Source organism: Ruegeria sp. CJ3, assembly GCF_056536725.1.
In genome coordinates this window covers 137,753-164,592 of the sequence record NZ_JBQFQE010000005.1, presented here as the reverse complement: position 1 = coordinate 164,592, position 26,840 = coordinate 137,753, and the positions used below count along the sequence as shown (strand labels likewise).

29 protein-coding genes are annotated in these 26,840 nt (G+C 62.6%); 16 read left to right on the top strand and 13 right to left on the bottom strand.

Annotated features, from left to right (window positions below):
* Window positions 1-2: 2 nt before the first annotated feature.
* Together ACR0J1_RS11110 and ACR0J1_RS11105 are read right to left on the bottom strand one after the other, a co-directional pair.
* Window positions 3-1,049, bottom strand: a complete 1,047-nt coding sequence (locus ACR0J1_RS11110; protein WP_480732892.1) for an MBL fold metallo-hydrolase — start codon at window positions 1,047-1,049, stop codon at window positions 3-5.
* Window positions 1,049-2,752 (bottom strand): acyl-CoA dehydrogenase family protein, encoded by a 1,704-nt coding sequence (locus ACR0J1_RS11105; RefSeq protein WP_480732891.1) that lies wholly within the window; start codon window positions 2,750-2,752, stop codon window positions 1,049-1,051. The genes ACR0J1_RS11110 and ACR0J1_RS11105 overlap by 1 nt, the downstream gene beginning before the upstream one ends.
* A 133-nt stretch (window positions 2,753-2,885) precedes the next feature.
* Here ACR0J1_RS11105 and ACR0J1_RS11100 point away from each other — a divergent pair, with 133 nt between their 5' ends.
* Window positions 2,886-3,833, top strand: coding sequence for an L-threonylcarbamoyladenylate synthase (locus tag ACR0J1_RS11100; RefSeq protein WP_480732890.1), 948 nt, complete (start codon window positions 2,886-2,888; stop codon window positions 3,831-3,833).
* On the opposite strand, the gene ACR0J1_RS11095 is transcribed toward ACR0J1_RS11100, so the two are convergent.
* Window positions 3,830-4,384 (bottom strand): YqgE/AlgH family protein, encoded by a 555-nt coding sequence (locus ACR0J1_RS11095; protein WP_480732889.1) that lies wholly within the window; start codon window positions 4,382-4,384, stop codon window positions 3,830-3,832. The two genes, ACR0J1_RS11100 and ACR0J1_RS11095, sit on opposite strands and share 4 nt — an antisense overlap.
* 148 nt (window positions 4,385-4,532) lie before the next feature.
* Here ACR0J1_RS11095 and ACR0J1_RS11090 point away from each other — a divergent pair, with 148 nt between their 5' ends.
* Both ACR0J1_RS11090 and ACR0J1_RS11085 read left to right on the top strand, forming a co-directional pair.
* Entirely contained in the window at window positions 4,533-5,345 is an 813-nt protein-coding gene (locus ACR0J1_RS11090) for a protein-disulfide reductase DsbD domain-containing protein (protein WP_480732888.1), read from the top strand.
* Between the two features lie 5 nt (window positions 5,346-5,350).
* Complete coding sequence (locus ACR0J1_RS11085) at window positions 5,351-5,785, top strand: NUDIX hydrolase (RefSeq protein ID WP_480732887.1); 435 nt, start codon at window positions 5,351-5,353, stop codon at window positions 5,783-5,785.
* On the opposite strand, the gene ACR0J1_RS11080 is transcribed toward ACR0J1_RS11085, so the two are convergent.
* The 6 genes from ACR0J1_RS11080 to ACR0J1_RS11055 all read right to left on the bottom strand — a co-directional run bounded on the left by ACR0J1_RS11080 (window position 5,765) and on the right by ACR0J1_RS11055 (window position 13,257).
* Window positions 5,765-9,166, bottom strand: coding sequence for an efflux RND transporter permease subunit (locus ACR0J1_RS11080; protein ID WP_480732886.1), 3,402 nt, complete (start codon window positions 9,164-9,166; stop codon window positions 5,765-5,767). The two genes, ACR0J1_RS11085 and ACR0J1_RS11080, sit on opposite strands and share 21 nt — an antisense overlap.
* A gap of 5 nt (window positions 9,167-9,171) precedes the next feature.
* A complete protein-coding gene (locus ACR0J1_RS11075; protein ID WP_480732885.1) occupies window positions 9,172-10,623 on the bottom strand; it encodes an efflux RND transporter periplasmic adaptor subunit in 1,452 nt (483 codons plus the stop codon).
* A 104-nt stretch (window positions 10,624-10,727) separates the two neighbouring features.
* Window positions 10,728-11,270 carry a molybdenum cofactor biosynthesis protein B gene (moaB, locus tag ACR0J1_RS11070; RefSeq protein ID WP_480732884.1) on the bottom strand — a complete coding sequence of 181 codons (543 nt, stop codon included), beginning with the start codon at window positions 11,268-11,270 and terminating at the stop codon, window positions 10,728-10,730.
* A gap of 6 nt (window positions 11,271-11,276) precedes the next feature.
* The gene (locus ACR0J1_RS11065; protein WP_480732883.1) at window positions 11,277-11,897 is read right to left on the bottom strand and encodes a LysE family translocator; all 621 of its coding nucleotides are present in this window, start codon (window positions 11,895-11,897) and stop codon (window positions 11,277-11,279) included.
* The gene (locus tag ACR0J1_RS11060; RefSeq protein ID WP_480732882.1) at window positions 11,894-12,493 is read right to left on the bottom strand and encodes a metallophosphoesterase family protein; all 600 of its coding nucleotides are present in this window, start codon (window positions 12,491-12,493) and stop codon (window positions 11,894-11,896) included. The genes ACR0J1_RS11065 and ACR0J1_RS11060 overlap by 4 nt, the downstream gene beginning before the upstream one ends.
* The gene (locus ACR0J1_RS11055) at window positions 12,490-13,257 is read right to left on the bottom strand and encodes a uracil-DNA glycosylase (RefSeq protein WP_480732881.1); all 768 of its coding nucleotides are present in this window, start codon (window positions 13,255-13,257) and stop codon (window positions 12,490-12,492) included. The genes ACR0J1_RS11060 and ACR0J1_RS11055 overlap by 4 nt, the downstream gene beginning before the upstream one ends.
* 73 nt (window positions 13,258-13,330) lie before the next feature.
* Here ACR0J1_RS11055 and ACR0J1_RS11050 point away from each other — a divergent pair, with 73 nt between their 5' ends.
* From ACR0J1_RS11050 to ACR0J1_RS11005, 10 genes are all read left to right on the top strand, one after another.
* Entirely contained in the window at window positions 13,331-13,978 is a 648-nt protein-coding gene (locus ACR0J1_RS11050) for a scavenger receptor class F, member 2 (RefSeq protein ID WP_480732880.1), read from the top strand.
* A gap of 59 nt (window positions 13,979-14,037) precedes the next feature.
* On the top strand, window positions 14,038-14,973 hold the full coding sequence (locus ACR0J1_RS11045; RefSeq protein WP_480732879.1) for an aspartate carbamoyltransferase catalytic subunit: 936 nt from the start codon (window positions 14,038-14,040) through the stop codon (window positions 14,971-14,973).
* On the top strand, window positions 14,970-15,488 hold the full coding sequence (locus ACR0J1_RS11040; RefSeq protein WP_480732878.1) for a hypothetical protein: 519 nt from the start codon (window positions 14,970-14,972) through the stop codon (window positions 15,486-15,488). Before ACR0J1_RS11045 ends, ACR0J1_RS11040 begins: the two co-directional genes overlap by 4 nt.
* Window positions 15,473-15,859: a hypothetical protein gene (locus ACR0J1_RS11035; RefSeq protein WP_480732877.1), complete on the top strand. Its 387-nt coding sequence runs from the start codon at window positions 15,473-15,475 to the stop codon at window positions 15,857-15,859. The genes ACR0J1_RS11040 and ACR0J1_RS11035 overlap by 16 nt, the downstream gene beginning before the upstream one ends.
* Window positions 15,856-16,308: a hypothetical protein gene (locus ACR0J1_RS11030; protein ID WP_480732876.1), complete on the top strand. Its 453-nt coding sequence runs from the start codon at window positions 15,856-15,858 to the stop codon at window positions 16,306-16,308. Before ACR0J1_RS11035 ends, ACR0J1_RS11030 begins: the two co-directional genes overlap by 4 nt.
* Entirely contained in the window at window positions 16,305-17,585 is a 1,281-nt protein-coding gene (gene pyrC / locus ACR0J1_RS11025; protein ID WP_480732875.1) for a dihydroorotase, read from the top strand. The genes ACR0J1_RS11030 and pyrC overlap by 4 nt, the downstream gene beginning before the upstream one ends.
* Window positions 17,585-18,190 (top strand): glycerol-3-phosphate 1-O-acyltransferase PlsY, encoded by a 606-nt coding sequence (gene plsY / locus ACR0J1_RS11020; protein ID WP_480732874.1) that lies wholly within the window; start codon window positions 17,585-17,587, stop codon window positions 18,188-18,190. The genes pyrC and plsY overlap by 1 nt, the downstream gene beginning before the upstream one ends.
* Window positions 18,187-18,462, top strand: coding sequence for a hypothetical protein (locus tag ACR0J1_RS11015; RefSeq protein ID WP_480732873.1), 276 nt, complete (start codon window positions 18,187-18,189; stop codon window positions 18,460-18,462). The genes plsY and ACR0J1_RS11015 overlap by 4 nt, the downstream gene beginning before the upstream one ends.
* A 172-nt stretch (window positions 18,463-18,634) precedes the next feature.
* Window positions 18,635-19,111 carry a YHS domain-containing (seleno)protein gene (locus ACR0J1_RS11010; protein WP_480732872.1) on the top strand — a complete coding sequence of 159 codons (477 nt, stop codon included), beginning with the start codon at window positions 18,635-18,637 and terminating at the stop codon, window positions 19,109-19,111.
* Window positions 19,112-19,363: 252 nt separating this feature from the next.
* Window positions 19,364-19,897, top strand: a complete 534-nt coding sequence (locus tag ACR0J1_RS11005) for an outer membrane protein (RefSeq protein ID WP_480732871.1) — start codon at window positions 19,364-19,366, stop codon at window positions 19,895-19,897.
* A gap of 42 nt (window positions 19,898-19,939) precedes the next feature.
* Here ACR0J1_RS11005 and ACR0J1_RS11000 read toward each other — a convergent pair whose 3' ends face one another.
* Window positions 19,940-20,923, bottom strand: coding sequence for a quinone oxidoreductase family protein (locus tag ACR0J1_RS11000; protein WP_480732870.1), 984 nt, complete (start codon window positions 20,921-20,923; stop codon window positions 19,940-19,942).
* Between the two features lie 196 nt (window positions 20,924-21,119).
* On the opposite strand from ACR0J1_RS11000, the gene ACR0J1_RS10995 reads away from it, so the two are divergent.
* The gene (locus ACR0J1_RS10995) at window positions 21,120-21,977 is read left to right on the top strand and encodes a DUF2189 domain-containing protein (RefSeq protein WP_480733046.1); all 858 of its coding nucleotides are present in this window, start codon (window positions 21,120-21,122) and stop codon (window positions 21,975-21,977) included.
* Window positions 21,978-21,992: 15 nt separating this feature from the next.
* Here the strand turns inward: ACR0J1_RS10995 and ACR0J1_RS10990 are convergent, their stop codons facing one another.
* Window positions 21,993-22,979, bottom strand: coding sequence for an NAD(P)H-quinone oxidoreductase (locus ACR0J1_RS10990; protein ID WP_480732869.1), 987 nt, complete (start codon window positions 22,977-22,979; stop codon window positions 21,993-21,995).
* A 72-nt stretch (window positions 22,980-23,051) separates the two neighbouring features.
* A complete protein-coding gene (locus ACR0J1_RS10985) occupies window positions 23,052-23,744 on the bottom strand; it encodes a COQ9 family protein (RefSeq protein ID WP_480732868.1) in 693 nt (230 codons plus the stop codon).
* Between the two features lie 111 nt (window positions 23,745-23,855).
* On the opposite strand from ACR0J1_RS10985, the gene rpsU reads away from it, so the two are divergent.
* A complete protein-coding gene (gene rpsU, locus ACR0J1_RS10980) occupies window positions 23,856-24,062 on the top strand; it encodes a 30S ribosomal protein S21 (protein WP_005614280.1) in 207 nt (68 codons plus the stop codon).
* Between the two features lie 292 nt (window positions 24,063-24,354).
* Window positions 24,355-25,548, top strand: coding sequence for a CAP domain-containing protein (locus tag ACR0J1_RS10975; RefSeq protein WP_480732867.1), 1,194 nt, complete (start codon window positions 24,355-24,357; stop codon window positions 25,546-25,548).
* A gap of 52 nt (window positions 25,549-25,600) precedes the next feature.
* Here ACR0J1_RS10975 and ppk2 read toward each other — a convergent pair whose 3' ends face one another.
* Window positions 25,601-26,533 (bottom strand): polyphosphate kinase 2, encoded by a 933-nt coding sequence (ppk2, locus tag ACR0J1_RS10970; RefSeq protein ID WP_480732866.1) that lies wholly within the window; start codon window positions 26,531-26,533, stop codon window positions 25,601-25,603.
* Between the last annotated feature and the right edge of the window lie 307 nt (window positions 26,534-26,840).

Genomic DNA, 26,840 nt, shown 5'->3' with positions numbered 1-26,840 from the left:
CTTTACCCTTTGCGCTGATATTCCCACGCCCCGTCCGCGCGACGCGTCCGGGTGACAGCTCCAATGTGGTAGAGATGGTTCATATGTGCAACCGCCTCGACCAGCGCGAGACCGTATTCGCCACCCTTGATCGTGCGCTTGAACAGCGGGGCAAAGCACTCGGCAGCGGTTTTAGGCTGATCGAGATCGGCCAAAAGGCGTTCCAGAGCGCCGTGGTGATTGTCGATCAACTGGCGCATCCGAACGGGCAGCCCGGTGAAGGGCAGCTTGTGCCCGCCCAGTACCAGATGATCGGGACGGGCCAAAGGTTGCAGGCGCTCGCAGGCCTCAAGCCAGTCGGCAACGGGATCGGCCATCGGCTCGGTCGCGTAGACGCCGAGGTTGGAACTGATCGAACTGAGTATCTGATCGCCGGTCAGCACCAGATTGTCGTCGCGGCTCCAGAAGGTGCAATGCTCGGGCGCGTGGCCATTGCCCATATGCACGTCCCAATCGCGCCCGCCCATGCGGATCACATCGCCCTGTTTGATGCGGGTAAAGCCCAGCGGCATGGGATAGACGGTGTCGGCGAAGTTAAACGGACGCTCGGCCATCCGACCGGCCAGCACATCCGCGTCCATACCGGCGCTGCGGTAGTAATCCAGCGTTTCCTTCGGCCAGTTCTCTTGCACATCCAGCGTCAGCATCCGCGCGAACAGCCAAGCGGTACGGCTGGTGACCAGTTCTGCGCCATGCTCGGTCTGGAACCAGCCCGCATTGCCCACATGGTCGGGGTGGTGATGGGTCACGACCACGCGATGGACGGGCTTGCCTGCCAAAGGCCCCTCAATCAGCGTCTGCCAGATACCGCGCGTTTTCTTCGATGAGATACCGGTGTCGATCACCGTCCAGCCATCGCCATCATCCAGCGCGTAGACATTCACATGATCCAGCGCCATGGGCAGAGGCAACCTGATCCACAAAACCCCCTCGGCAATCTCCACCGTCTCGCCGGGCGCAGGGGCCTCGGGCCAGGGATAGCGGATCGTCTGTGGGGTCTCACCGTCCATCACAGCGCTAGTTCTTCCACGCTGAGGGCATAGAGATCGTCCGCCCCGTTCTGCGCCTGCGCCAGCAGGCCGGTATGTTCCGGCAGCAACGCATTGATGTAGTAACGTGCCAGTTTGGCGCGCGGTCCGTCAGGGTCGGTCAGCGCCGCCGACAGGTGATAATGCCCGCCCAGAACCCGTGCGAAGGCCTTGAGATACGCGGTGGCCCCGGCGAACCGTGTGTTCATATCCGATTGCGCCACCAGCCATTCGGTGGCTTCGCGCAGGGACTCGGTGGCCTCCCAAACCGGACCGGCGAGTTCTGGCATCGTGGCGCGGGCTTTTTCGGCCTGATCCTCGATTTCGTCCAGCAGGTTCGAGGCCGCCTCGCCCCCATCCATCATCTTCCGCGCCACGAGGTCCATGGCCTGAATACCGTTGGTACCTTCGTAAATCGCGGTCACGCGCACATCGCGGTAATACTGCGCCGCGCCGGTTTCTTCGATGAAACCCATGCCGCCATGCACCTGAACCCCGGTTTCGGACACGCGCATACCGGTCTCAGTCCCGAAAGCCTTGCAGATCGGTGTCAGCAGAGCAGCCCGCGCCGCCCAATCCGCATCGCCCGTGGCCTGCGCCATATCGATCGCAGCAGCATTGGCCAGCATGATTGCCCGCGCCGCAAACACATCCGCGCGCATCGACATCAGCATCCGCCGCACATCCGCGTGGTCGATGATGGTGCCCGAGGGCGTCTTGCCCTGCTTACGCTCCAGCGCATAGGCCAGCGCATGCTGATAGGCCCCTTCGGCCGCACCAACGCCTTCGCCGCCGACACCCAGACGTGCATTGTTCATCATGGTGAACATCGCAGCCATGCCGCCATGCTCTTCACCAACCAGCCAGCCCTTGGCCCCGTCATACTGCATCACGCAGGTCGGCGAGCCATGTAGGCCCATCTTGTGTTCCAGCGACACGACTTTCAGGTCATTGGCCACGCCGGGATTGCCGTTCTCATCAGGGATGTATTTCGGCACCAGAAACAGCGAAATCCCCTTGGTTCCCGGCACACCATCCGGCAGGCGGGCCAGAACCAGATGGCAGACGTTTTCGCAGAAATCATTGTCGCCCCACGAGATGTAAATCTTCTGCCCCGTGACCGAATAGGTGCCGTCGCCGTTGTCTTCGGCCTTCGAGGTCAGCGCTCCCACATCCGACCCGGCCTGCGCTTCGGTCAGATTCATGGTGCCCGACCATTCCCCTGCCATCATCTTGGGCAGATAGAGCGCTTTCAGCTCGTCGCTCGCATGATGCTCCAGCGCTTCGATCTGGCCCTGCGTCATCAACGGAGCCAGTTGCAGCGACAGGCAGGCCGCGCTCATCATCTCGTTCACGGCGGTGGTCATGGTCATGGGCAGGCCCATACCGCCATATTCGGGGTCTCCGCTCATCCCGATCCAGCCGCCTTCGGCAATCGCCTTCCACCCCTCTGCATAGCCCGGAGAGGTGCGCAATACGCCGTTTTCCAACCGCGCGGGTTCCAGATCGCCGGGGCGCTGCAGCGGAGCCATGACCTCTTCGCACATCTTCCCCGCTTCGGTCAGAATAGCGCTGACCACATCCGCGCTTGCCTCTGAAAACTTCTCGGTCGCGGCGATCTGGTCAAAGCCGATCACGTTGCGAAACAGGAATTCATAGTCGGAAATAGGGGCGCGATAGGGCATGGGTTCCCTCTGGGTTCTGGCATGTTCGGTGCGTGGGGTTGGAATCCCGGCCCCACGCCGGTATTCATCTGGGCTGGCACGATTACCTACCGTGACCTGATCATCACGCAACCAAAACGCGGCGTCACGACCTATGACCTTTCTCGGCACCCACGACTTATCGGCAGACCCGGATAGCATCGCCCATGCCGCCGATCTGCTGCGGCAGGGGCTCTTGGTCGCCTTCCCCACCGAGACGGTCTATGGCCTGGGCGGTGACGCGCGGAACGGAGAAGCCGTGGCCGCGATCTATGAGGCCAAGGGGCGGCCCAGCTTCAACCCGCTGATCGCGCATGTGGCGTCGGTCGAGACCGCGAAACGGTTCGTGGACTGGACCGATCAGGCCGAACAACTGGCGCAGGCTTTCTGGCCGGGGCCCCTGACGCTGGTCCTGCCGCTGCGGGAAGGCCATGGGATATCCTCGCTGGTCACGGCAGGGCTGGAAACGCTGGCCGTCCGCGTACCCGCACATCCCACCGCCCGCGCGCTGCTGGCGGCGCTTGATGGCCCGGTGGCGGCGCCTTCGGCCAATCCCTCCGGCCAGATCAGTCCCACCACCGCAGCCCATGTCCGGGCAGGACTGGATGGGCGTATTGCCGCTATTCTGGACGATGGCCCATGCGGCGTCGGGCTTGAATCCACCATCGTCGGACTGGCCGGTGCCCCTGCCCTGCTGCGTCCGGGTGGTGTTGCGCTGGAACAGATCGAAGAGGTTCTGCAGACCACACTTCACCATCATCAGCCGGGTGAGTTGCTGACTGCGCCAGGGCAGTTGCAATCCCATTATGCGCCGGATGCGCCTGTGCGCCTGAACGCCAACGCGCGCCAAGGCGACGACGTGCTGCTGGGCTTTGGCCCGGTCGATTGTGACCTTAACCTGTCCGAAACGGGCAGCTTGCCCGAGGCCGCCGCCAATCTATTCGCAGCCTTGCATAAGCTTAACGAAATTGGTCGCCCGATTGCGGTGTCTCCGATTCCCGATCACGGGCTGGGCGCAGCCATCAACGACCGCCTGCGCCGCGCCGCCGCGCCGCGCGACTAGGCGCGCCCTGCGCTGGCGGACAGGGTCAGCGGATCGACCCCAAGGGTCGCCAAAGCCGCTTCCCATTTCTCATCATCGGGCACGTCGAAGACCAGTTTCGAAGACGCCTCGGTCGTCAGCCAGCCATTCATGGCGATCTCATCCTCAAGTTGATCAGGTCCCCAGCCGGAATAGCCCAGCGCCAGCATCGAGTTCAGCGGCCCCTTGCCTGAGGCCAGATCCTCGAGCACATCCAGCGTCGCGGTCATGCTGAAATCATCTGTGATCTGCATCGAATGCAGGTTCGCATCGTAGTCCGAGCTGTGCAGGACAAAACCGCGCGACATCTCGACAGGACCGCCGAACTGCACCAGCCGTTCCCCGACGACAGGGATGGTGCAGGCGATATTGAGCTGTTCCAGCAGGGTCTTGATCCGCAGGTCCGAGGGCTTGTTCACGATCAGTCCCATCGCGCCATCTTCGCCATGGCTGCAGATATAGACGACCGAATGCTCGAATCGCGGGTCGCCCATGCCGGGCATCGCAATCAACAGTTTTCCCGTAAGGTCCATCAGCAGACATCTCTTGCGTTCTGGGTTGACCCTAGAATGACCCTGCGGAACCGGGAATAGCAAGGGATCAGCCCGCATTTCAGTGCATTTCAGCCGGGTGACCGGAACGTGACTTGGCATTCACCTGCGGAATGCGCATGTTCTGGCTATGAAAACGCTTTGCAAACCCGCCGCAGCGGCCCTTGCCGCCAGTCTTTGTCTTGGAGCCCCTGCCTTTGCACAAGGGGTCGACAATCTGGTGCAGCTTGAGGTGTTGGATGGCGGCAAGACCGCCAACGGCACCTATCAGGGGGCCTTGCGTCTGACGTTGGAAGACGGGTGGAAAACTTACTGGCGCGCGCCGGGCGATGCGGGCATTCCGCCGCAATTTGACTGGAACGGGTCCGGCAATGTCGCCGATATCTCCATCACATGGCCCGCGCCCAGCGTGTTTGACCAGAACGGGCTGCGGTCAGTCGGATATGAGGATCAACTGGTTCTGCCGGTCGAGATCACGCCCAAAAATCCTGCCAAGCCTGTGCGCCTACGCGGCGAGATGGATCTGGGCGTCTGCAAGGATGTCTGCGTGCCAGGCCAGCTGGATTTCGATCATACGCTGGACGCCGAGGCCGGGCGCAACCCGGCCATTGCCGCAGCCCTCGCTCAGCGCCCGTTTTCCGAGCGTGAGGCCGGCGTGGCGAACGCGACCTGCCGTCTGACGCCCACAGCCGACGGGATGCAGATCGAAGCGCATATCACCATGCCCTCGGCGGGCGGGGCCGAGTTCGCCGTGATCGAGCCGGGCAATCCGACACTCTGGGCATCGCAGCCCGAAACGCATCGTCAGGGGAACACATTGGTTGCCAGTTCCGAGGTCATCAGCGCCTCGGGCGGACCGTTTGCGCTGGATCGGTCCGAGGTACGGATCACCGTTCTGGGCGCAAACCACGCGGTTGACATTCAGGGGTGCAGCGCAGGCTGACCGGGATGAACCAGACCCCAAAGATTGGTGCCTTGGCCGTTGTCCTGCATGAGGGGCAAGTGCTGTTGGTTCAGCGCAACAAGCAACCCGATGCGGGGCTGTGGGGATTTCCCGGCGGCCATGTGGAATGGGGTGAAACCGTGCTGGACGCCGCCACCCGCGAGCTGCGGGAAGAGACCGGTGTGATTGCCGACCCTGTGACCTATCTCGACAATCTCGACCTGCTGCTGCGGGGGGACGATGGGCAGGTGCGGGCGCATTACCTGCTTGTGGGCGTCGCCTGCCGGTATGTCTCGGGCACGCCCGTTGCGGCGGATGACGCCCGGGATGCGCGGTGGTTTCCGGTGGATCAGATCATCACGGGCGATCTTCCGATGAGCGACCGGGTGCCCGACCTGCTGCGGCTTGCGATCACCCGATCAGGCCTCGGCCCGGCCTGACAGGCGCGCATAGAGCAGGCTGGACAGCAGCACGCCAACCAGCAGGATCACGGTTGCCCCGGCGGCGAAAACGCCGAAACCCATCTGCAAAATACTCGGACCTTCGGCGGCTGGGTAAAAGCCAGAAAGCACTGCCAAGGGTGCCCCGGTCACCGCAGGCCACAGCATCGTCGCCCCCAGCCAGACTGCCAGCGCCGCAGCCGTCGCGCGCACGGCATTGCGCACCACCCGATCCGGCGCACGAAGGGCACGCCGCATCGACGTCATCGGGCGCGAGACATCATTCAGGATACCCAGCAACGCGGGCACCAGCAGCAGGATCAGGGCCATGCCAAAGCCCAGCCCATAGACCAGAGTGATCACGGTTGGCTTCAGAAACTGCGCCTGTTGCGAGCTTTCATACATCAGCGGCGTCAGCCCCAGCACCGTGGTCAGCGTCGTCAGCATCACGGGCCGCAACCGGTCTGCCGTGCCCTCGACAATCGACGGCACCAGCCCGCGTTCCTGTTGGTATCCGTCGATGGTCGTCACCAGAACAATCGAGTCGTTGATGATGATCCCCGTCATGCCCAGCAGGCCGACAACGGTGAACATACTCAGCGGCACGCCCCAAAGGTAATGCCCCCAGATCGCGCCCACGAGGCCAAAGGGTATGATCGCCATGACCACCAAGGGCCGCGTCCAACTTGCGAAGACCCATGCCAGAACCAGATAGATTCCGGTCAGACACAGGATCAGACCGGTGCGGGCCTCGGTCAGGAATTCGTCCTCTTGCTCGCTGAGACCCGCCATGCGCCATTCAACCTGACGTTCGGCAGCGATGTTGGGCAGGATTTCTTCTCGCATGGCACGGGCGATCTCGGCAGCCTGTGCCGGATCATCCTCGGAGATATCGCCATTTACCGAGATCACCCGCAGACCATTTTCGCGCCGCACGGTCGAGAAACCCGACTTGCGCTCGACAGACACGATATCAGCCAGCGGAACATAAACCCCATCGGGCGTGCGCATCAGCGTGCGTTCCAGGAAGTCGGCGGTCAGTTCGCCTTCGGGTAATTCAATCCGGATTTCCGCGCTGCGCGGACCGTCTGGGAAGGTTGCGGCCTCGATCCCGTTCAGGCGGTTGCGCAGCACCCGGCCCAGCGTTTCGATGCGGAAACCCAGCGCCTCGCCTTGGGCGGTCAGGTCCAGAATGAACTCTTCCTTGTCATAGGCCAGATTGTCCTCGAGCGCCGAAACCTCGGTATATTTCGAAAGTTCGGTCTGCAAGTCTTCCGAGGCGGATTTCAACGTGTTCACGTCCGCGCCGTAGAACTGCACGTCAATCGCGTCCCCACCCGGCCCCGAGCGCCAGCCGCGGAAGCTGAGCAATTCGACCTTCGGATGGCGAGGCACGAAATCCTGCAGCTCGCCCACGAACTCAAAACTGGAATAGGGGCGCAGATCGGCGTCTATCAGTTCGATCGAGATGCCGCCCAGCAGGTCGTCATCCTTGCCATCGGCGGCGCGCAATCCGAACCCTGCGGACCCTCCAACCTCTGCCAGAACATATTCGATGGGGTTGCGCCCATGGCGTTCTTCGTAGATCTGGCCCAGTTCCTCGGTGGCCTGCTGGACCATGTGCATCATTTCCAGCGTCTCGGCACGGGTGGCGCCTTCGACCATGATGAAATTACCGGTGACTGACCCGCGTTCGGGCGCATTGAAGAACCGCCAGTTCACATCACCCCGGATGAACAGCGCGATCTGGCTGGCCAGAATGACCACCATCAGAGCGACCACCACATAGCGCGCCCAGACCACCCAGGCGACCAACGGGCGGAACAAGTGGTCGCGCACCCAGCGGAAGCCCTTGTTCACGACGCGGTTGGGCCAGTCATACCAGTGTTCCTTGGCCGAATGCGCGATGGCATGGGCCATATGGTTGGGCAGGATCAGGAAGCATTCGATCAGCGACGCGATCAGGACGGCGATAACGGTGAAGGGAATGTCTCGGATCAGTTCACCGAAACGGCCACCTATGGCGGTGAGGCCAAAGAAAGCGATGACCGTGGTGACGGTGGCCGCAAAGACCGGCATCGCCATCCGGCGGGCGGCGCGTTCGGCGGCCACCATAGGCGCCTCACCCAGACGGCGGGCACGGAAATCGGCGTGTTCGCCCACAACGATGGCGTCATCGACCACGATGCCCAGCGTGATGATCAAACCGAACAAGGAGACCATGTTCAGCGACAGCCCGCCCAGATACATCAGCGCAATTGCCGCTGACATCGCCACCGGAATACCGGCGGCCACCCAAAACGCAATGCGGGCATTGAGGAACAGGAACAGCAGGCAGACCACCAGCCCAAGGCCCACCAGACCGTTGTCGACCAGAATATCCAGACGGTCGGTAATGGCTTGTGCGCGGGTCCGGATCAGCTCGACTGTGATACCTTCGGGCAGGCTGGCCTGCATCTCGGCGACCACATCCTCGACATCGCGCTGGATGCCGATGGCATCGCCCAGATTGGACCGGTCAACGCGGATCGACATGGCCGGGTTGTCGCCCACGAAATAGCTGCGATTGCGGGTGACACCCTCGACCCGGATCTGCGCCACATCGCCGACGACCAGTTTTGAACCATCGGCAAAGTTGCGCAGGGCGATGCCTTCGATTTCTTCCGGGGTGCGTTTTTCCGTGCCTGTGCGGATGCGCGCATTGGCACCCGAGACATCGCCCGCGGGATTTGCGGTAACCTCGGCAGCGATGGCCTCGGCGATATCCGAAAGCGATATGTCATTGGCGATCAGTTGCGCGGTGGGCACCTCGACCACCACGCGCGGGGCGGCCAGACCCCGGATGGTGGTGCGCGTGACGCCGACTGCGAACAGGCGGCTGATCAGCTCGTCGGTGAATTTGGCCAGTTGCTCGGCCTCGATGGGGCCGGTGATGACCACATCCGTGACGCGGTCGCGCCACGCCCCGCGTCGGATCGTGGGTTCTTCGGCATCTGCGGGCAGGTTGGTGACGCCGTCGACTGCCGTGCGCACCTCTTCGACGGCGCGGGACATATCCCAGTTGGGCTCAAACTCCAGCCGCACCCGGGCCGAGCCTTCGCGGGAGGTGGATTCGGTGCTGGCCACGCCTTCGACCGCCAAAAGCGCCGGTTCCAGCAACTGGATAATGCCGTTATCGACATCCTCGGGGCCTGCGCCATCCCATTCGACATCCACATCGACGCGTTCCAGGATCACGTCAGGGAAGAACTGCGCCCGCATGTTCGGGATCGCGGCGACGCCCAGCACCAGCATGACCAGCAGCAGCAAATTGGCCGCCGTCCGGTGCCGGGTGAAATAGCTGAGGATACCGCCCGCCGCGTTGGGAATGTCGCGGATCATGGCGCTTAACCCCCGGCTCGGTTTTCAAGGCGGCGCACCAGTGCTGCGGGCACTTTCTCGGCGCCAAGCTGGCCCAGAACCTTGGCCTTCTGCGCCTTGGGCATACGTTCGCTGGCTTCGACCTGCGCCACAAGCTGGGCACGCTTTTCGTCCGAGAGCTCGACCATGTCTGCAGCTTCGGCGCTGGCTTCGACCCGCAAGGGCCGGACCCGAACACCCGAGCCCAGCAGCGGCGTGCGCCCGATCACAACTTCGCGGCCTTCCAGACCGTCACCGCGCAGCAACACCTCATCGCCCTGACGGCGGATCAGTTGCACGGCCAGCGGCTCCAGCCGATCATCAGGGCCCAGCACCAGCACACTGCCCGCCGCATCCAGAACCGAGGATGGCAGGCGCACCACATTGTCCAGCGGCTGTTCTTCAATCGAAACAGTGACGAAATCGCCGGGTTTGAACGCTGGTGCATCGTCAAGGCGGGCATAGATCAGACGCCCGGTCTGCCCTTCGCCCGCTGCGCCGCTGTCGCGGCTGATCCGGCCCGAGGCGGTCAGGTCGGTGCCCGTAACCTCAAGCGACACAGTGACAGGGGCCGCGATCAGATCACCCTGCGCGTCCAGCAACCGCACGAATTGCGCGGTCGAGACGCGGAACGCGACCTCTAGCGCGTTGGGGTCGACCAGTTCGGCCAGCTTCTCATTCGCGGCAACCAATCGGCCCTCGACCAGCGTGACCTCGGTCAGGGTGCCGTCAAAACGGGCATGGATCGTCATGTCTTCCAGATCGCGCTCGGCCCCGTCCAGCGCGATGCGGGCGCGGGCCAGCAGGGTGGTGGCCTGATCCACGCGCGATTCGGCCTGCGCCAGCGCGATCCTGCGCGCCACGATGGCCTGATGGGCCGATGTGGCGGCCAGTTCGGCCTCTTCCACACTGGCCGCCGCACCGACGCCGCGTTCCTGCAAATCGAGCTGCCGCTGCAGCGCCCGGTCGCGCAGCTCGGCCTGCGCCTCGGCCGATTTCAACTCATCCTGCGCCAGCAGCAATGAGCGTTCGGCATCGCGTTCTTCGAATTGAGCATCCAGCAGGTCGGATTTGGCGCGGTCCAGCGCCGATTGCATATCGGCGGGGTCCAGTTCCACCAGCAGCTCACCTGCAGTCACGGTGCCGCCATCTTCAAAATCCTCGGCCAGCGATACGACGCGCCCGCCCAGCGCTGCGCGCAGTTCAAGACGGCGGCGGCTTTGCACCTGACCGAACGCTTCCAGATAGGGTGTGACAGTTTCCGCCTCGGCGGTGCGGACGCTAACCGCGAAAATCCGCTCTCGGGCCTGAGGGGGTTTGTCGTCCCGTGTCAGCACATCCTGCACCGCGCCCGAGATCATCTGAGCGGCCACGACCAGAAGGCCCAGCGTCAGAAACGCCAGAAACACCCCAACAAGGCTTTGCCGCAGAAATCGCATCGGTCGTCACCTTTGGTCGCACAAGCTGCCTTCCGCAAAGGTAGCCGGGCCACTAAAAATGCCAAGCCACAAAGCGGTTATGATGTGTTGAACGCAGACCCAGTCTACTTCCGTCGCAGATGTTCGTCCAATCTGGGCATTATTTCCACGAAATTGCACGGGCGGTGGCGATAATCGAACTGTTTTTCCAGAATCGCGTCCCAGGCGTCCTTGCAGGCCCCCGGACTGCCCGGCAGCGCAAACAGATAAGTGCCGCCTGCCACACCGCCCGTGGCGCGGGACTGGACGGCAGAGGTGCCGATCTTTTCCATCGAGACGATGGTGAAGACGGTGCCAAAGGCCTCGATTTCTTTCTCATAGACGTCCCGGTGTGCTTCAACCGATACATCGCGGCCCGTAAGACCAGTACCGCCGGTCGAGATAACAACGTCAATGTCTGGATCGGCCACCCAAGCGCGTAGCTGGTCGGCGATCTGGTCGCGCTCGTCCTGAATGATCTTACGGTCCGCCACCGAGTGTCCCGCCTTTTCGATCCGGTCCACCAGCGTCTGGCCCGAGCGGTCCTCGGCCAGCGAGCGCGTATCCGACACGGTCAGAACCGCGATGCGGACGTGGATGAACTCCATGCTTTCATCAATGCGTGACATATGGCGTCAAGCCCTTTCCATAATGGCAAGGCGGATGGCGAGGGCGGCAAAAATCCCTCCGGTCACCCAGCCCATGATGCGCGAGGCGCGCGGGTTTGAAATCAGCAACCGCCCGGCCCCGCCTGCAAACAATCCCACCAGCCCATTCACTACAAAACCGCCTAGCGCGATGATCACACCGAAGATCAGGAATTGCGCCAGAACCGAGCCCTGCGCGGGATCGACAAACTGCGGGATGAAGGCCAGCACGAACAGGATCACCTTGGGATTGGTCAGGTTCACGATCATCCCGTCGCGAAAGGCGAAATGGGTGGGTTTGGAGGGGGCATCGCCCGAAACCGCTCCGTTCCGGATCGCCCCCCATGCGAGATAGAGCAGATAGGCGACGCCCATCCAGCGGATCACATCAAATAGCCATGGCAGCGCCGACACCAGCGCGCCCAGCCCCAGCCCTGCCAGCAGAACATGCACCATCAGGCCGACCGAGACGCCCGCGCTGGCCATCAGCGCGGGGCGGGCACCGGATCGCAGGCCTTGCCCGAAGCAGAACATCATATCCGCACCCGGCGTGAAATTCAGCGCCATCGCGGCGGGGATAAAGGCCAGAAGGGTGACCGTTTCAATCATGTGTCCACCTCGAACCAATGCACTTTGGGGCCGAGATTAGCGATCTGGCTGCGCCCGATGGTACCGCGATAGCCCCAGCTGTCATGGATATGGCCGCAAAAGACATGGCCCGGCTGAAGCCGTTCCACCGCATCCCGCACCGCAACCGACCCCACGGACACGCCCTGCGACGTTGTATCTCCATGCCCCTTGGGCGGAGAATGCACGATCAGGACATCAGCAGCCTCGCAACGATCCAGCAGCTCGGCGGCCTCAGCCTCGGTCAGGTCGCAGGACCAGTCACCAAAGGGCGTCACCGGCACACCGTAGCCCAGACCAAACAGGCGCAAACCGCCCAGAGTCATGCCTGTCCCGTGCAGAACATGCGCCCCGTCAGGTGCGGCGGCGGTCAGTTCCTCGGCGCTTTCGGCATTTCCCGGGACCAGAACCATGGGCGCGGCAATGCCCGACAGCATCCCCATCGCCTCGTCCAACCCCTGCCGCCCATTGCAGAAATCCCCCGCCCCGATGACCAGATCGGCCTGCGCGCTTGCGGCCACCAGATCAGTGGCCCGGTTGCGCGCCAGATGCAGGTCAGAGAAGGCCAGAACCCTCATGCCCCGGCCCCCAGCCGCGCTTTCAGTTCCAGCAGATCGGCCCAGGCCTGCCGCTTCATCTGCGGTTGCCGCAGCAGGTAGGCGGGGTGAAACATCGGGATCACCGGCAGGCCCAGCGCCTGATCCCAGTTGCCGCGCAGACGGGTGATGCCGCGTTTGCCCAGCACCGCCTGACAACTGATATTGCCCATCACCACCAGAACCTCGGGCTTGGCCAGCGCCACATGGCGTTCCAGAAACGGCTTCATCATGCCGATCTCTTCCGGCTTGGGGTCCCGGTTCTGCGGCGGCCGCCATGGCAATACGTTGGTGATATAGACGTTCTTGTGCCGGTCCAGATCAATCGCGGCCAGCATCCGGTCCAGCAACTGCCCGGCGCGTCCAACAAAGGGCTTACCCTCGCGGTCTTCGTCGCGGCCCGGAGCCTCGCCGATGATCATGACGCGCGCGCCGGGGGTGCCGTCGGCAAACACAAGCTGCTTTGCGCCCCGTTTCAGATCGCACAGGCCAAACGCGCCCATCGCCGCACGCAATTCCGCCAGCGACCCGGCTGCTTTTGCCGCGTGCTGAGCCACCTCTGCCGGATCGACCTTCTGCGGTGCCTCTGGCGTCACCTGCGCGGCTGCGGGCTTTTTCGCCTTCGGTGCCTTGTCGGGCAAGGCATAGCGGTCGACCGGCGCGTCGCCGATCGCATCCGTGACGCCGAGCTCAATCTGCCAATCCAGCAGAGCCCGCGCGGTATGATAGTCCAAACCCGATTCCATAGCCCTCAATCTAACCAGCTTTTGACCGAGGGAAAGCGAATAGACCTTGCCACAGCGCCCTAACGGGCCAACCATGCAGTTATTCATGCTGCTGGCCTTGCGAATCCTGACTATCGGACTGTTGCTGACCCTTGTCAGCGACCCGGTTCAGGCGAACCGTCTGGACCGGACCGGGCAATGCCGCCCCGGTCAGTTGCAATGCGGACGCGGATGCTGCCCCGCAGGCCAGCGCTGCAGCTTTGATGGGCGCTGCATTCCTCCGGGCCACACCTATTGCGGCGGTGGGCGCACCTGCGGCCCGTTCGAGCGCTGCGTGGCAGGCGGTGCGCGCTGTGCGCCCGCGGGCGCAAACAAATGCACCTCACGGCTCGATTGTCCCGGCGACAGTTTCTGCAACGGGCGCGGCGAATGCGAACGCACGAGGCCGAATACCGGACCGGGACCGGATCTCACCCCACCCGCGCAATGCGCCGACGGTCAGCGCTGTGGGCCCGGCTCGACCTGTCTGCCCGGGGGCGGATGTTCGCGCCCCGGCTGGTTCCTGTGCGAGGAAACCGGATCGCAATGCCGCCCTGGCTTCAAATGTTCAAAAACGCGCGGATGCGTGCCCGCCAAGGCGGTCGATTGCGGCAATGCCCGCTGGTGCAAACCCGGCGAGCGCTGCCTGCCCGAGGGTGGGTGCGAAAAACTGCCTCAGGGCCAGATATCGCAGCCCCCTTAGGTTGCCCCTGCCGGGGCACGCTCCTATAAGCGGCGCGACTGTCAGACAGGAGCACGCCCATGCGTTTCGCCCATCGTCACCTTCTTGGCATCGAGCATCTGTCACAATCCGATATTGTCGCAATTCTGGATCTGGCCGAAACTTATGTCGACCTGAACCGCCAATCGACAAAACACTCGGATGTGCTTTCGGGGCTCACCCAGATCAATATGTTTTTCGAGAATTCGACCCGCACGCAGGCCAGTTTCGAACTGGCCGGCAAGCGTCTGGGCGCGGATGTGATGAACATGGCCATGCAGGCCAGTTCGATCAAGAAAGGGGAAACCCTGATCGACACGGCCATGACGCTGAATGCCATGCATCCCGACCTGCTGGTGGTGCGCCACCCGCATTCCGGCGCGGTCGATCTGCTGGCGCAGAAAGTCAACTGCGCCGTGCTGAACGCAGGCGACGGGCGGCACGAGCACCCGACGCAGGCGCTGCTTGACGCGCTGACGATCCGCCGCGCCAAGGGGCGCATTCAGCGGCTCAACATCGCCATCTGCGGCGACGTCGCCCACAGCCGGGTGGCGCGGTCAAACCTGATCCTGCTGGGCAAGATGGAAAACCGCATCCGCCTGATCGGCCCGCCGACACTGGTTCCCGGCCAGTTCGCTGACTTCGGGGCCGAGATTTACGACGACATGAACGAAGGCCTTAGGGACGTCGATGTCGTCATGATGCTGCGACTTCAGAAAGAGCGGATGGATGGCGGCTTTATCCCGTCCGAGCGGGAGTATTACCACCGCTACGGCCTGGATGCCGAAAAGCTGGCGCTGGCCAAGCCCGATGCCATCGTCATGCATCCCGGCCCGATGAACCGCGGGGTCGAGATCGACGGCACGCTGGCCGATGACATCAACCGCTCGGTCATTCAGGAACAGGTCGAGATGGGTGTCGCCGTCCGCATGGCCGCGATGGACCTGCTGGCCCGAAATCTGCGCGTTGCCGCATGAGCGATCTGACCGTCGCCCCCCATGAACGCGGCGTGATCCGCCTGTTCGCACTGGATATGCGCCCCGAAGAGGCCAAATTCCTGCGCGAACCCGGCGCTGCCGATCAGGTTCTGGGGGTTGATGGTCTGGATCCTGAACAGATCGACACCTTTCCCGTCTCGGACCTCGAAGATCTTGGTCTGTTCGGTTATCTCAGCGAGGGCTGCGGCGTCTCAGAAGACCAGCTGGACCGGGCCAGGCTGGGGGCGATTGACGGCTGGGTGATGGCAGTGCGCAGCGCGGCCTTTGGCAACCGTGCGGCCACATTGTCCCCCGATCCACGCCTGCATCTGATCGGCCTGTTCACCGAAGAGGCTACCAGCTGGACCGGCCCCCCAATCGACACCGAAAGCGCCAAACCGTTTTCGGCCCCGCAGACCCCACCGGTTGATGACAAACCGCACCGCATCGGCTCATCCCTCATCGCCCTGCTTATCCTGATCGCTGTCGGAGGCGCGCTGTGGCTGATCCTGTGACCTTTGCCCCCGACAAGGGCGCCTATATCCGCACCAACGCCTGGCTGGCCGCGGCGGGGATGGCCGGGGCGATGCTGGTGCTGTGGCTGATCGGCAACCCCTATGTCGGGACGGGTGCCCCGGCGGGTTTGGCCGCAATTACTGTGCGCGCCTGGTATCTGGCCTCGGAAGAACTGACCGCGGGGTGGGAGATGACCGACACCACCCTCACCGGCCCCGGCCCGCGCAAGGTGCCGCTGAACCAGATCGAAACCGTCAAAACGCTGGGCAGTTTCGTCCAGATCGTCACCAAGGGCGGAGACAAGCACCTGATCAAGTATCAGGCCGACCCCGCCGCCACCAAAGCCACCATCGAAAGGGCCATGGGATGAGCGGTGAGTGGTGGCGTGATCGCATCCCAGCGACGGAACAGATCCTGTGGTCCGGGCGACCGCATAGCGGTTTTTTCCCACCTCATCTGGGATGGTCCTACAGGATTCTGATCGGTGCTGTGGTTCTGGCTTGGCTGGCCGCCCCTTGGATTGCAGACAGCGTGCGGGACTATTGGAAGCTGATTAGCTGCACCGGCGTGCTGGCGTTCATAATGTGGGCAGACCGCTACGTTCGGTCGCAAAGAGTTTACGTCGTTACTTCGCAGAACGCCTGGCAAATCAACAAAGACCTGAAATCCAAGCAGTTGAAAATCAACCGATTCCTGAACTTCCGCACCGTGCCTTCAGCAGTGGTTTTCAGCCGCCACCCGTTTTTCAGATTCGACTACCTGCAAGACCCGGAAGCCGCATTGGCGGCGCTGACCCAAGCCCGAGAGGCCCAGACATGACTGCCCTAATCTTCACCAACGCCCGCCTGATCGACCCGGAAACCGGCTCAGATAGCCTCGGCTGGCTGCACATTACCGATGGCCTCATTCGGGGCAAAGGCGAGGGGGATGCGCCTGCTGCGGACGGGCAGGTCATCGACTGCGGCGGCCATTGTCTGGCCCCCGGCATTGTCGATATCGGCGTCAAGGTCTGTGAACCCGGTGAGCGGCACAAGGAAAGCTATAAATCCGCCGGTCTGGCCGCAGCGGCCGGGGGTGTGACTACAATCGTGACACGGCCCGACACGTTGCCCGCCGTCGATACGCCAGAAACGCTGGAATTCGCCACCCGCCGCGCGCAGGCCGATGCGCCGGTGCATGTGCTGGCGATGGCCGCGCTGACCAAGGGCCGTGACGGACGCGAAATGACCGAGATCGGCTTCTTGCAGGATGCGGGCGCGGTGGCCTTCACCGATTGCGACCATGTGGTCGCCAATACCAAAGTCTTCTCGCGCGCGCTGACCTATGCCAAATCCTGTGGTGCGCTGGTCATCGCCCACCCGCAGGAACCGGTGCTGAGCGCCGGGGCCGCCGCCACCAGCGGCAAGTTCGCGGCGCTGTATGGGTTGCCCGCCGTCTCGCCCATGGCCGAGCGGATGGGGCTGGACCGCGATATCGCGCTGCTGGAAATGACCGGGGCCGCCTATCACGCCGACCAGATCACCACCGCCCGAGCGCTGCCCGCGCTGGAGCGCGCCAAGCGCAACGGGCTGGACATCACCGCCGGGACCTCGATCCACCATCTGACGCTGAACGAGCTGGACGTGGCCGATTACCGGACCTTCTTCAAGGTCAAGCCGCCGCTGCGGTCCGAGGACGACCGGCTGGCCGTCATCGAAGCCGTCCGCACCGGTCTGATCGACACCATCAGCTCGATGCACACCCCGCAGGACGAGGAAAGCAAGCGCCTACCGTTTGAAGAGGCGGCCTCAGGCGCGGTGGCGCTGGAAACGCTGCTGCCTGCGGCGCTGAGGTTGTATCATGCCGGCCAGCTTGATCTGCCGACCCTGTTCCGCGCGATGGCGCTGAACCCGGCGAAACGGCTGGGGCTGGCGTCGGGCCGTCTGGCCGCAGGTGCGCCCGCCGATCTGGTGCTGTTCGACCCGGATGTGCCTTTTGTGCTGGACCGGTTCACACTGAAATCGAAATCGCAGAACACTCCGTTTGACGGGCAGAAAATGCAGGGTAAGGTCACCGCGACCTATGTCGCAGGTCAGGAAGTATACCGGAGACCCTGATGCCCATTTTCGAAAGCGCCATGACCCAGCTGATCCTGTGGGCCGGGCTGGGTTACCTGATCGGGTCTATCCCGTTCGGCATGGTCATCGCGCGCGTCATGGGGCTGGGCAATCTGCGCAATATCGGATCGGGCAATATCGGCGCGACCAATGTGCTGCGGACCGGCAACAAGGGGGCCGCCGTGCTGACGCTGCTGCTGGATGCGGCCAAGGGCGCGGTCGCAGTGCTGCTGGCGCGGGCGATGGCCGGCGAGGACGCGGCACAGATCGCGGCCCTTGCGGCCTTTCTGGGCCATTGCTTTCCGGTCTGGCTGGGGTTCAAGGGCGGCAAGGGTGTCGCCACGTTTCTGGGTCTTTGGCTGGCGCTGGACTGGCGCGTCGGGCTGGCCTGCTGCGTGACATGGTTGGCGGCAGCTGCGATCTGGCGCATCTCTTCGGTGGGCGCGCTGGCGGCGGCGGCGCTGTCGACCACATGGATCATGGTGCTGACCGATGGCCGCACCTTCGTGCTGGGGATCATCCTGACGCTGCTGGTCTATTGGCGGCACAGCGCCAACCTGGCCCGCATCAAGGCCGGAACCGAGCCCAAAATCGGAAAATCGTGAGCCTGCCGGATCGCGTCGCAGGCGTTTTGGCAGACCTGCCGACCGGGACGTTCACCGGCACCACCGATCATCGACGCTATGTGGTGTCGCACCAGATCATGGCCGGTGGAAAGTCACACAAGCTGGTCGCGCACCAGCTTGGCGGGCCGGGCTATGTCAGCCTCAACCTCTATCTGACGCAAGCCAGCGGAGCCCTGCTGCGCCCCTGCGAAATGCCCGCCGAAAAGGTGGCGGCCTTTGTGCTGGCGTTAAGGCCGGACGTGCAGGGATGAACAGACGCCCTTCGCGGATACACATTCACAATTGATTGTTTTGAACGTGAACGGGGCGCTTCCCAACTGTGGACCTGTGACAGCCAATTACCGGCGTCGCGAAAACAAATCCGGTTCGCCGGAGCAAAATTAAGGTGCTCGAACGCGGGCCTATTCACGAAAGGTGAAAACAATGAACAAGATCAAATCCCTCATCGGCGGTGTCGCCCTGTCTGTCGCAGTTGCAAGCACGGCTCTGGCCGCTGGCGTCGAACTGAACGCAAGCTCGACCGGTCTGGCGCTGCAGGGTTATGACCCGGTTGCCTATTTCACCGTGGGCGAAGCGACCAAAGGCGACTATCGCATCACCACTCTGCACAATGACGCGCTGTATCGCTTTGCTTCGGAAGAAAACAAAGTGGCGTTCGAAGAGAACCCCGAGGCCTACCTGCCCGCATATGGCGGCTATTGCGCCTTCGGCACCGCGATGGGCTTCAAGTTCGACGGCGACCCGAACTACTGGAAAATCGTTGACAACAAGCTGTACCTGAACCTGTCGGCTGACATTCAGGAACGCTGGGAAGGCGACATCCCGGGCTTTAACGAGCGTGCGGATGCAAACTGGAAAGACATCGCCAGCAAGACCCCTGCGGAACTGCAAGAGCAGTAATCCGCTCACAAAATTCTGCGCATCGGCGGCGGATCGTATCCGCCGCCGATTGTCGTTTGTAGACCCCGCTCGGAACCCTATCTGAACCACTAGACAAGCGTCCGGTTTCAACGGACCCGCGCCCGGATGGCGCACACAGGTCGGAATAGAACAAGGTTCGATGATCCGGTCCATGGGCCGGAGCGTATCTGTGAGTACATGGCCGCGGGCGGTGACGCGCTGCGGCCGGACTCTGAGCGAAAGGAATAAACGATGACAGGTAAACTGGTACTGGTAACGACTGTCGCGACTTTGGCGGCAGGATCAGCAATGGCGCAATCTTCGGGCAACTGGACCGGATTTTATGGTGGTGCGCAGTTCGGCTATGCTGATATCGACACCAACCTCTCTGGCGTGGACGGAGATGGCGCGATCGGCGGTATTATCCTGGGGTATGATTACGATCTGGGCGACTGGGTCGTTGGTGGCGGCTTTGACTATGACTGGTCCAGCGTGGATCTGTCCGGCGCTGCCGAGGTCGAGAATGTCTGGCGCATCAAGGCACGTGCGGGCTACAAGGTGACCCCGCAGGGTTTGCTCTATGGGACTGCAGGCTATGCCGAGGCGGACACCGATACGCTGGGCAGCGACAATGGCTGGTTCATCGGCGCAGGCTATGAGCAGATCGTGGCCCCCAATATCAGCGTCGGTGGCGAGCTGCTGTACCATGAGTTCGACGATTTCAACTCGACCGGGGTGGACGTGGACGCCACCACAATCCAGATCCGCGCAGCCTATCGGTTCTGAGATCAGATCATCGAGCCCGGCATTGTTGCCGGGCTCAACCGTTCAAGGTTCCAGAATTGTACTGCCGGTAGTTTGCCGTGCCTCAAGCGCGCGATGCGCATCGGCCACCTGATCCAGCGGGAATTGCTGATCGACGTGGATTTTGACCTCGCGCCCCTCGACCTTGCCGAACAGCCGCCGCGCCATCCCCTGACAGACCGCGTGGTCTGAGATATGCGTGAACAGCGTGGGCCGGGTGATCTTCAGCGACCCCCGCTGCGCCAGCATCCCCAGATCGACGGGAGGAACAGGTCCTGAGGCATTGCCGAACGAGATCATCATGCCCAGCGGTTTCAGACAGTTCAGCGATCCCTCGAACGTATCTGCGCCGATGGAATCCATCACCACATCCACGCCCTTGCCGCCGGTTATGTCGGCCACACGCTGGACGAAATCCTCGGACCGGTAGTTGATGCAATGGGCCGCGCCGTTGAACTGCGCAAGGCTGCATTTTTCGTCCGTCCCGGCGGTACCGATCAGGGTGATGCCTTCGGATTTGGCCCATTGGCATGCTATTAGGCCGACGCCCCCGGCCGCGGCGTGAAACAGAACCGTATCCCCCCGCCGCAGCGGAGTGGTGCGGTGGAACAGATATTCCACGGTCATGCCCTTGAGCATCATCGCAGCTGCCGTGCGGAATGAAATCCCCTCGGGCAACGGACAGACCTGCGCGGCAGGCATCACGCGCGCCTCGGCATACGCGCCGGGTGGTCCGGCAGCATAGGCGGCGCGCTGGCCGGGCACCAGATGGGTGACACCCTCGCCCACGGCCTCGATCACGCCCGCGGCTTCCATGCCCAGCGCGTGCGGCAAATCCAGCGGATAGAGCCCGCTGCGCTGATAGACATCGATAAAGTTCAACCCGCAGGCGTGATGACGAATCCGAACCTCGCCCGGTCCCGGGTCACCCAGCGGGCGATCCTCGATCCGCAGGGCCTCGGGGCCGCCGGTTTCATGAATAACGACGGTGCGAGCGGTTTGCTGCATGGCTGCCTCCCTTGCCTTTGAAACAAAGCTAACATGCCTGTGCAGCAGGGCAATGGGTGTGGTCGCACAAGGGTGATCAGGCAGATTTCTGCAAAATGTGCTATACTGATGGGGACGCTGCCGGTTGATCCGGTCACAGGCAATGCCCGCACCGGATGCATCCCGCAGCATATCCATGCCAAAGGGGGGGATGATGATGGACAAGACAATCGGTAACCCAATCAGCTGGGCCGCCCGCCAGATGCGGGCGACCGGCGATCATGTGGCAGAGTCGGTCAGCGAGATCGGCAGCGCCGATACCGGAGCGATGCCGGTTGTGCATACGCTGACCCTGCAAGACCTGCGCGCCTGTCTGCGGGCGGGATATAACGACTTTCTGGAAACCCGCGCGGATGCCGTGTTTGTGGTGTTGATCTATCCGATCGCCGGGCTGTTGATGTTCGGGATCGGGCTGAACAAGGACATGGTGCCCCTGCTGGCCCCGCTGATCGCGGGCTTTGCGCTGGTCGGGCCGGTTGCAGCGGTCGGGTTGTATGAGATCAGCCGCAAGCGCGAACAGGGCGGCGAGGCCCATTGGCTGGACGCGTTCGGCGTGTTCCGCTCACCCTCATTCGGAGCCATTCTGGCACTGGGGTTCTATCTGGTCATGCTGCTGCTGGTCTGGCTGATGGTGGCGCAGAGCCTCTATGTGCAGACCCTCGGGCCGGAACCGCCAGCCTCGGCCATGGGGTTTGTGACCGAGGTGTTCAGCACCAGTGCGGGCTGGACGATGATTTTGACCGGAACCGCCACGGGGTTTGTCTTTGCGCTGGTTGCACTGGCGCTGAGCGTGGTCAGCTTTCCGCTGCTGCTGGACAAGAAGGTGGGTGTGCCGGTCGCCGTTGTGACCTCGGTCCGGGTGTTGCGGCACAATCCGCGCGTGATCCTGACATGGGGAGCCATTGTCGCGGCCCTGCTGGTGCTGGGCGCGATCCCGATGCTGCTGGGGCTGATCGTGGTCATGCCGATCCTCGGCCACGCCACATGGCATCTGTATCGCCGGGCGGTCGCCTGACCCCCCGGCAGCCGCTTACCCGGCGACCTTGAGAACGATCTTGCCGATATGGCCCGAGCTTTCCATCCGCGCATGGGCTGCAGCGGCATCGGCCAGATCGAACTCGGAATCCATCACCGGCGCGACCTTCCCGGCCTCTAGCAGCGGCCAGACCGCTTCGCGCAGGTCCTGCGCAATGCGCGCCTTCGCCAGATCGCTTTGCGGACGCAGGGTGCTGCCGGTGAGGGTCAGACGTTTGACCATCATCAGGGCAAAGTTCAATTCGACCACTGGACCTTGCAGAAAGGCGATCTGGACCAGCCGCCCATCCTCGGCCAGCGCCTTGATGTTGCGCGGGATGTAATCGCCGCCCACCATATCAAGGATCAGGTTCGCACCACCCTCGGCGCGCATTGCGGCCACAAAATCCTCGTCGCGATAGTTAATCGCCTTCTCGGCCCCCAGCTTAACGCAAGCTTCGCATTTCTCAGCCGATCCGGCGGTAGCGAACACCCGTGCGCCAAAGGCATTGGCCAGCTGGATCGCGGTCGTTCCGATACCGCTGGAGCCACCATGGACCAGAAACCGCTCGCCCGCCTTCAGGCCTCCGCGGGTGAAGACGTTGGACCAGACGGTAAAGAAGGTCTCAGACAGGCAGGCGGCCTCTTTCATCCCCATCCCGGCAGGCACCGGCAGGCAATGCGCGGCGGGTGTGGCGACGTATTCGGCATAGCCTCCGCCCGGCAGCAGGGCGCAGACCTGATCACCCACAGCCAGACCCTCGACGCCCGAACCAATAGCCACAACCTCACCCGACGCCTCAAGCCCCGGCAGATCGCTGGCACCCGGAGGTGGGTCATAAGCCCCTGCCCGCTGCAAGGCATCGGGGCGGTTCACCCCGGCGTAGGCCACTTTCAGAACCACCTGACCCTCGGCCGGCTCCGGCATCGGGCGTTCGGTCAATTGCAGAACGTCCGGGCCGCCCGGTTGGCTGATCTCAACAGCACGCATTGTCTGGGTCATGGGCATATCTCCTTTGCCTCCTGCCTAGCAGGCAGTCGCGCAGAGGCCCAGCAGCAAGTGGAAGTCTTGCGACTATTTCCCCGATGACAGCGAACCGGGCAGATTGTCGGGCATCTTCACCGGCGCCTTCACTTGACCCGCCAACCAGTTGGGCACCGCCAGAAACGGTTTGAGCAACGGGTTGCCATTCACCTGCGCCTTGAGCTTTTCGAACTGCATCACGCCGTCGATGCGGCGATCAAGGAATTCCCATGTGCTCTGGTGATCCGGGCTGTCATCGCCCAGCCAATACAGCAGCGTCGAAGAATAAACCCCCGACAACGTCGCACGTTTTGTGTACCAGTTCACGTCGTCCGAGCTGTCGCCCAAGGCGTTCCAGATCAGATCGCAGGTGCCCCAGACCGCCTTGGCCCCGTCAGCGGCATAGATCGGCAAGGCAAACAGGGTCACGCCCCGGCGCACAGCTTCTTTGTCCTCGACCGCCTGCAAACGGAAACGCACGGCAGCGGCGATCTTATCGCGGAACTTGAGCCCGCTCAGGTCCTCGGATTTGATCCGCTCCAGCATCGCCGTGTCACCGCGCGCGTGGAACGCAAGCGCCAGATCGACCGCGCCGCGCGGGCAAATGGCGCGGGCCAGCGCCGCATCCAGACCGCAATCGGAAATCGCCGCGCGAAAGCTGGTTTCCGACCAGCCGTCAAACGGCACATGATCCAGAATCGCGTTCAGCAATTGCTCTTTGGTATCTTCGTAGGTGGCGGTCATGACGGTTCTCCGGGTTCTTGCACCAGTACTAGACAAGTTAGGGGCGCTTTGCTATACGGCCACTTCCTGCAATTTCCTTGCAACTCTATCTAGAAAGGTGGTGACAACCACATGCAGGTTAGTGTTCGCGACAATAACGTCGATCAGGCGCTTCGTGCCCTGAAGAAAAAGCTGCAGCGCGAAGGCGTGTTCCGTGAAATGAAGCTGAAGCAACATTTCGAGAAGCCGTCCGAGAAAAAAGCGCGCGAGAAAGCTGAAGCGATCCGCCGTGCCCGTAAACTGGCACGTAAGAAAGCACAGCGCGAAGGTTTGCTCTAAGCACCTGACGCTCGTCCAGCTTTGGATGACACTATTTGACGACCCCCGAGGCCCCGCCCGGGGGTTTGTCGTTTTCAGGGTGGGCGATCCTGCTCATTTCCCTGGCTGACCACCGCGGCAACCTGCCGATTTCGACGCCTCGCGCCCGATCGGCATTTTACAGCGCAGCGAATCGCCGTTCGGTTGCATTCCCTCGCCGAAAAACGCCCATCGAACCTGTCCCCCTATCAACCGCGCTCTGGTCGCCGATATCTGGTTCCGTCCACTCAGACACAACAAAACGGAGGCACTGATGTCGACAGCAAGCACGGTCGAGCGGGAAATGCTGGCGCTGATTAACCAAGAGCGCACATCCCGCGGGCTTGACCCCCTGCAACTTGAGACCCGGCTGAACGATTCGTCCGAAGACCATAGCGAATGGATGCTGGACACTGATCGCTTTAGCCACACTGGCCAAGGCGGCTCATCCGCGACCCAGCGAATGCAGGCGGCGGGCTTTGACCTGTCGGGCAGCTGGCGCACCGGCGAAAACATCGCCTGGCAATCTGAACGCGGCGCGCCGGGCATCAGCGATGATGTGGCGCAGCTGCACGAAAACCTGATGAACAGCCCCGGCCACCGCGCCAATATCCTGAACCCCGATTTCAAATATATCGGGATCGGGATCGAAACCGGCGACATGCAGGGTTTCGACGCAGTCATGGTCACCCAGAACTTCGCCACCACTCAGGGCGAAGTGATGCTGGATACTGGTGGCACCACACCGCCGGTGACACCACCAACCGATGAGGTCGCGGAACCCGAAGACGAGGTTGTGATCCCCCCGGCGGATGAAACGCCCGACACGGATGTGACCGAGGTCGAGGAACCGGCAGAAGAAACTCCGGATACGGACGTCACCGAGACCGAGGAGCCTTCGGACGAAACACCCGACACCGACGTGACAGAGACCGAGGAACCCTCGGACGAGACGCCGGATACCGACGTGACCGAAGTTGAAGAACCCGAGCCCGAGGCCCCTGTCACCGATGTCGAAGAGCCCGAGCCCGAGGTTCCGGACACCGATGTGACAGACGTCGAGAAACCCGAACCACCCGTTACGGATGTGACCGACACACAAGACCCGGTCACAGAGGTGGAAGAGCCCGAAACCGACGTCACCGAGGTCGAAGATCCCGAACCGGAAACGCCGGATATAGATGTCGCCGACGGAGACATGCCCGAGGCCCCGTGTTTCGACGTTCAGGCTTTCCTGGCCGAGATCGAATCCTTCGTGAACGCGCTGCAGGCCCAGTTCGACCAATTCGACTGGACCCCGGTGCAACAGGCCAATGCAGTGCCCGAGATGGACGATTTCGATCTGATGATCGGCACAGACATGGTCGAAGATACGGTGGAGACCATCGAGACCGTGGTTGAAGACGCAACTGACGATTTCTGCAACGTCTTCGTCTTTGACATGAACTGCGGGTACGACTTCGGCTAACCCGGCAATTCAGGTGCGGGGGGCAAGCTTCCCCGCACCGCATGTCCAGCGGTCAATATACCTTGGGCACATATAGCTCATCCGGCAGAATGCGCCGTTCGTATTCAGGGTTATAGCGCCGGTCGGGCAGATCGACCTTTTCCTGCGGCACGTCCTCATACGGAATCTTCGTCAGCAGGTGTTCGATACAGTTCAGACGTTCGCGTTTCTTGTCATTGCCCTCGACAATGTACCACGGGGCCTCTGAGATATTGGTGCGGAAGAACATATCTTCCTTGGCCTTGGTATAAGCCTCCCACCGGATGCGGGATTCCAGATCCATGGGCGACAGCTTCCACTGTTTCATCGGATCATGGATGCGCATAAGGAAGCGCAGCTGCTGTTCCTCGTCGGTGATCGAAAACCAGTATTTCAGCAGGATGATCCCAGAGCGCACCAGCATCCGCTCGAACTCGGGAACGTCCTGAAAGAACTGCTCGACCTGATCTTCGTCGGCAAATCCCATCACCCGTTCAACCCCGGCGCGGTTGTACCACGACCGATCGAACAACACGATCTCTCCGGCCGCAGGCAGGTGCGGCACGTAGCGCTGGAAATACCACTGGCTTTGCTCGCGTCGGCTGGGCGCTGGCAGCGCGACTACGCGGGCCACGCGCGGGTTCAGGCGCTGGGTGATCCGCTTGATAACGCCCCCCTTGCCAGCGCTGTCACGGCCTTCAAACAGAATGCAAACCTTTGCCCCGGTGTGTTGCACCCAGTCCTGCACCTTGATCAGCTCGGCCTGCAGGCGCAGCAGGTTGCGGAAATACACCTGGCGGTCCAGCATATCGGGGTGCTGATCCTTATAGATCTTGCGCACCTCCATCGAGAGCATGGGTTCGCTGAACTCGATCTCGATATCTTCGTCCAGAGAGTCCTCCAACTCGGCTTCGAGCCAGTCTTTGGGGGCGCGGTCGTTTTCGTAGGCCAAGGTCTGCTCCTTCATCTTCCACCGGGACGGGTCATATCGGGGCTGTGTAACCGTCGGATGTCGGTGCCCGCCTATCATCCGTGAATAGGCGCGTGGCGGGCCTGTCTGCAGCCCTGAGTCTGGCCCGGTCTGCCCCGGGTTACAAGCGTCTGTATTGCCGCAATACCGGCGGATGCCGGATTTTGCGCACCCGAAAAGTCGGGGCGACCAGCGCTTGCCTTTTCCACCCGATCCTCTGCATCAAGGGGCAGCCTCGGCCAAGGGGATATCGCGAGCCCATCTGAGACCCTGCTGCCCGCGCTCTGGCCCTGACCGATCCTGA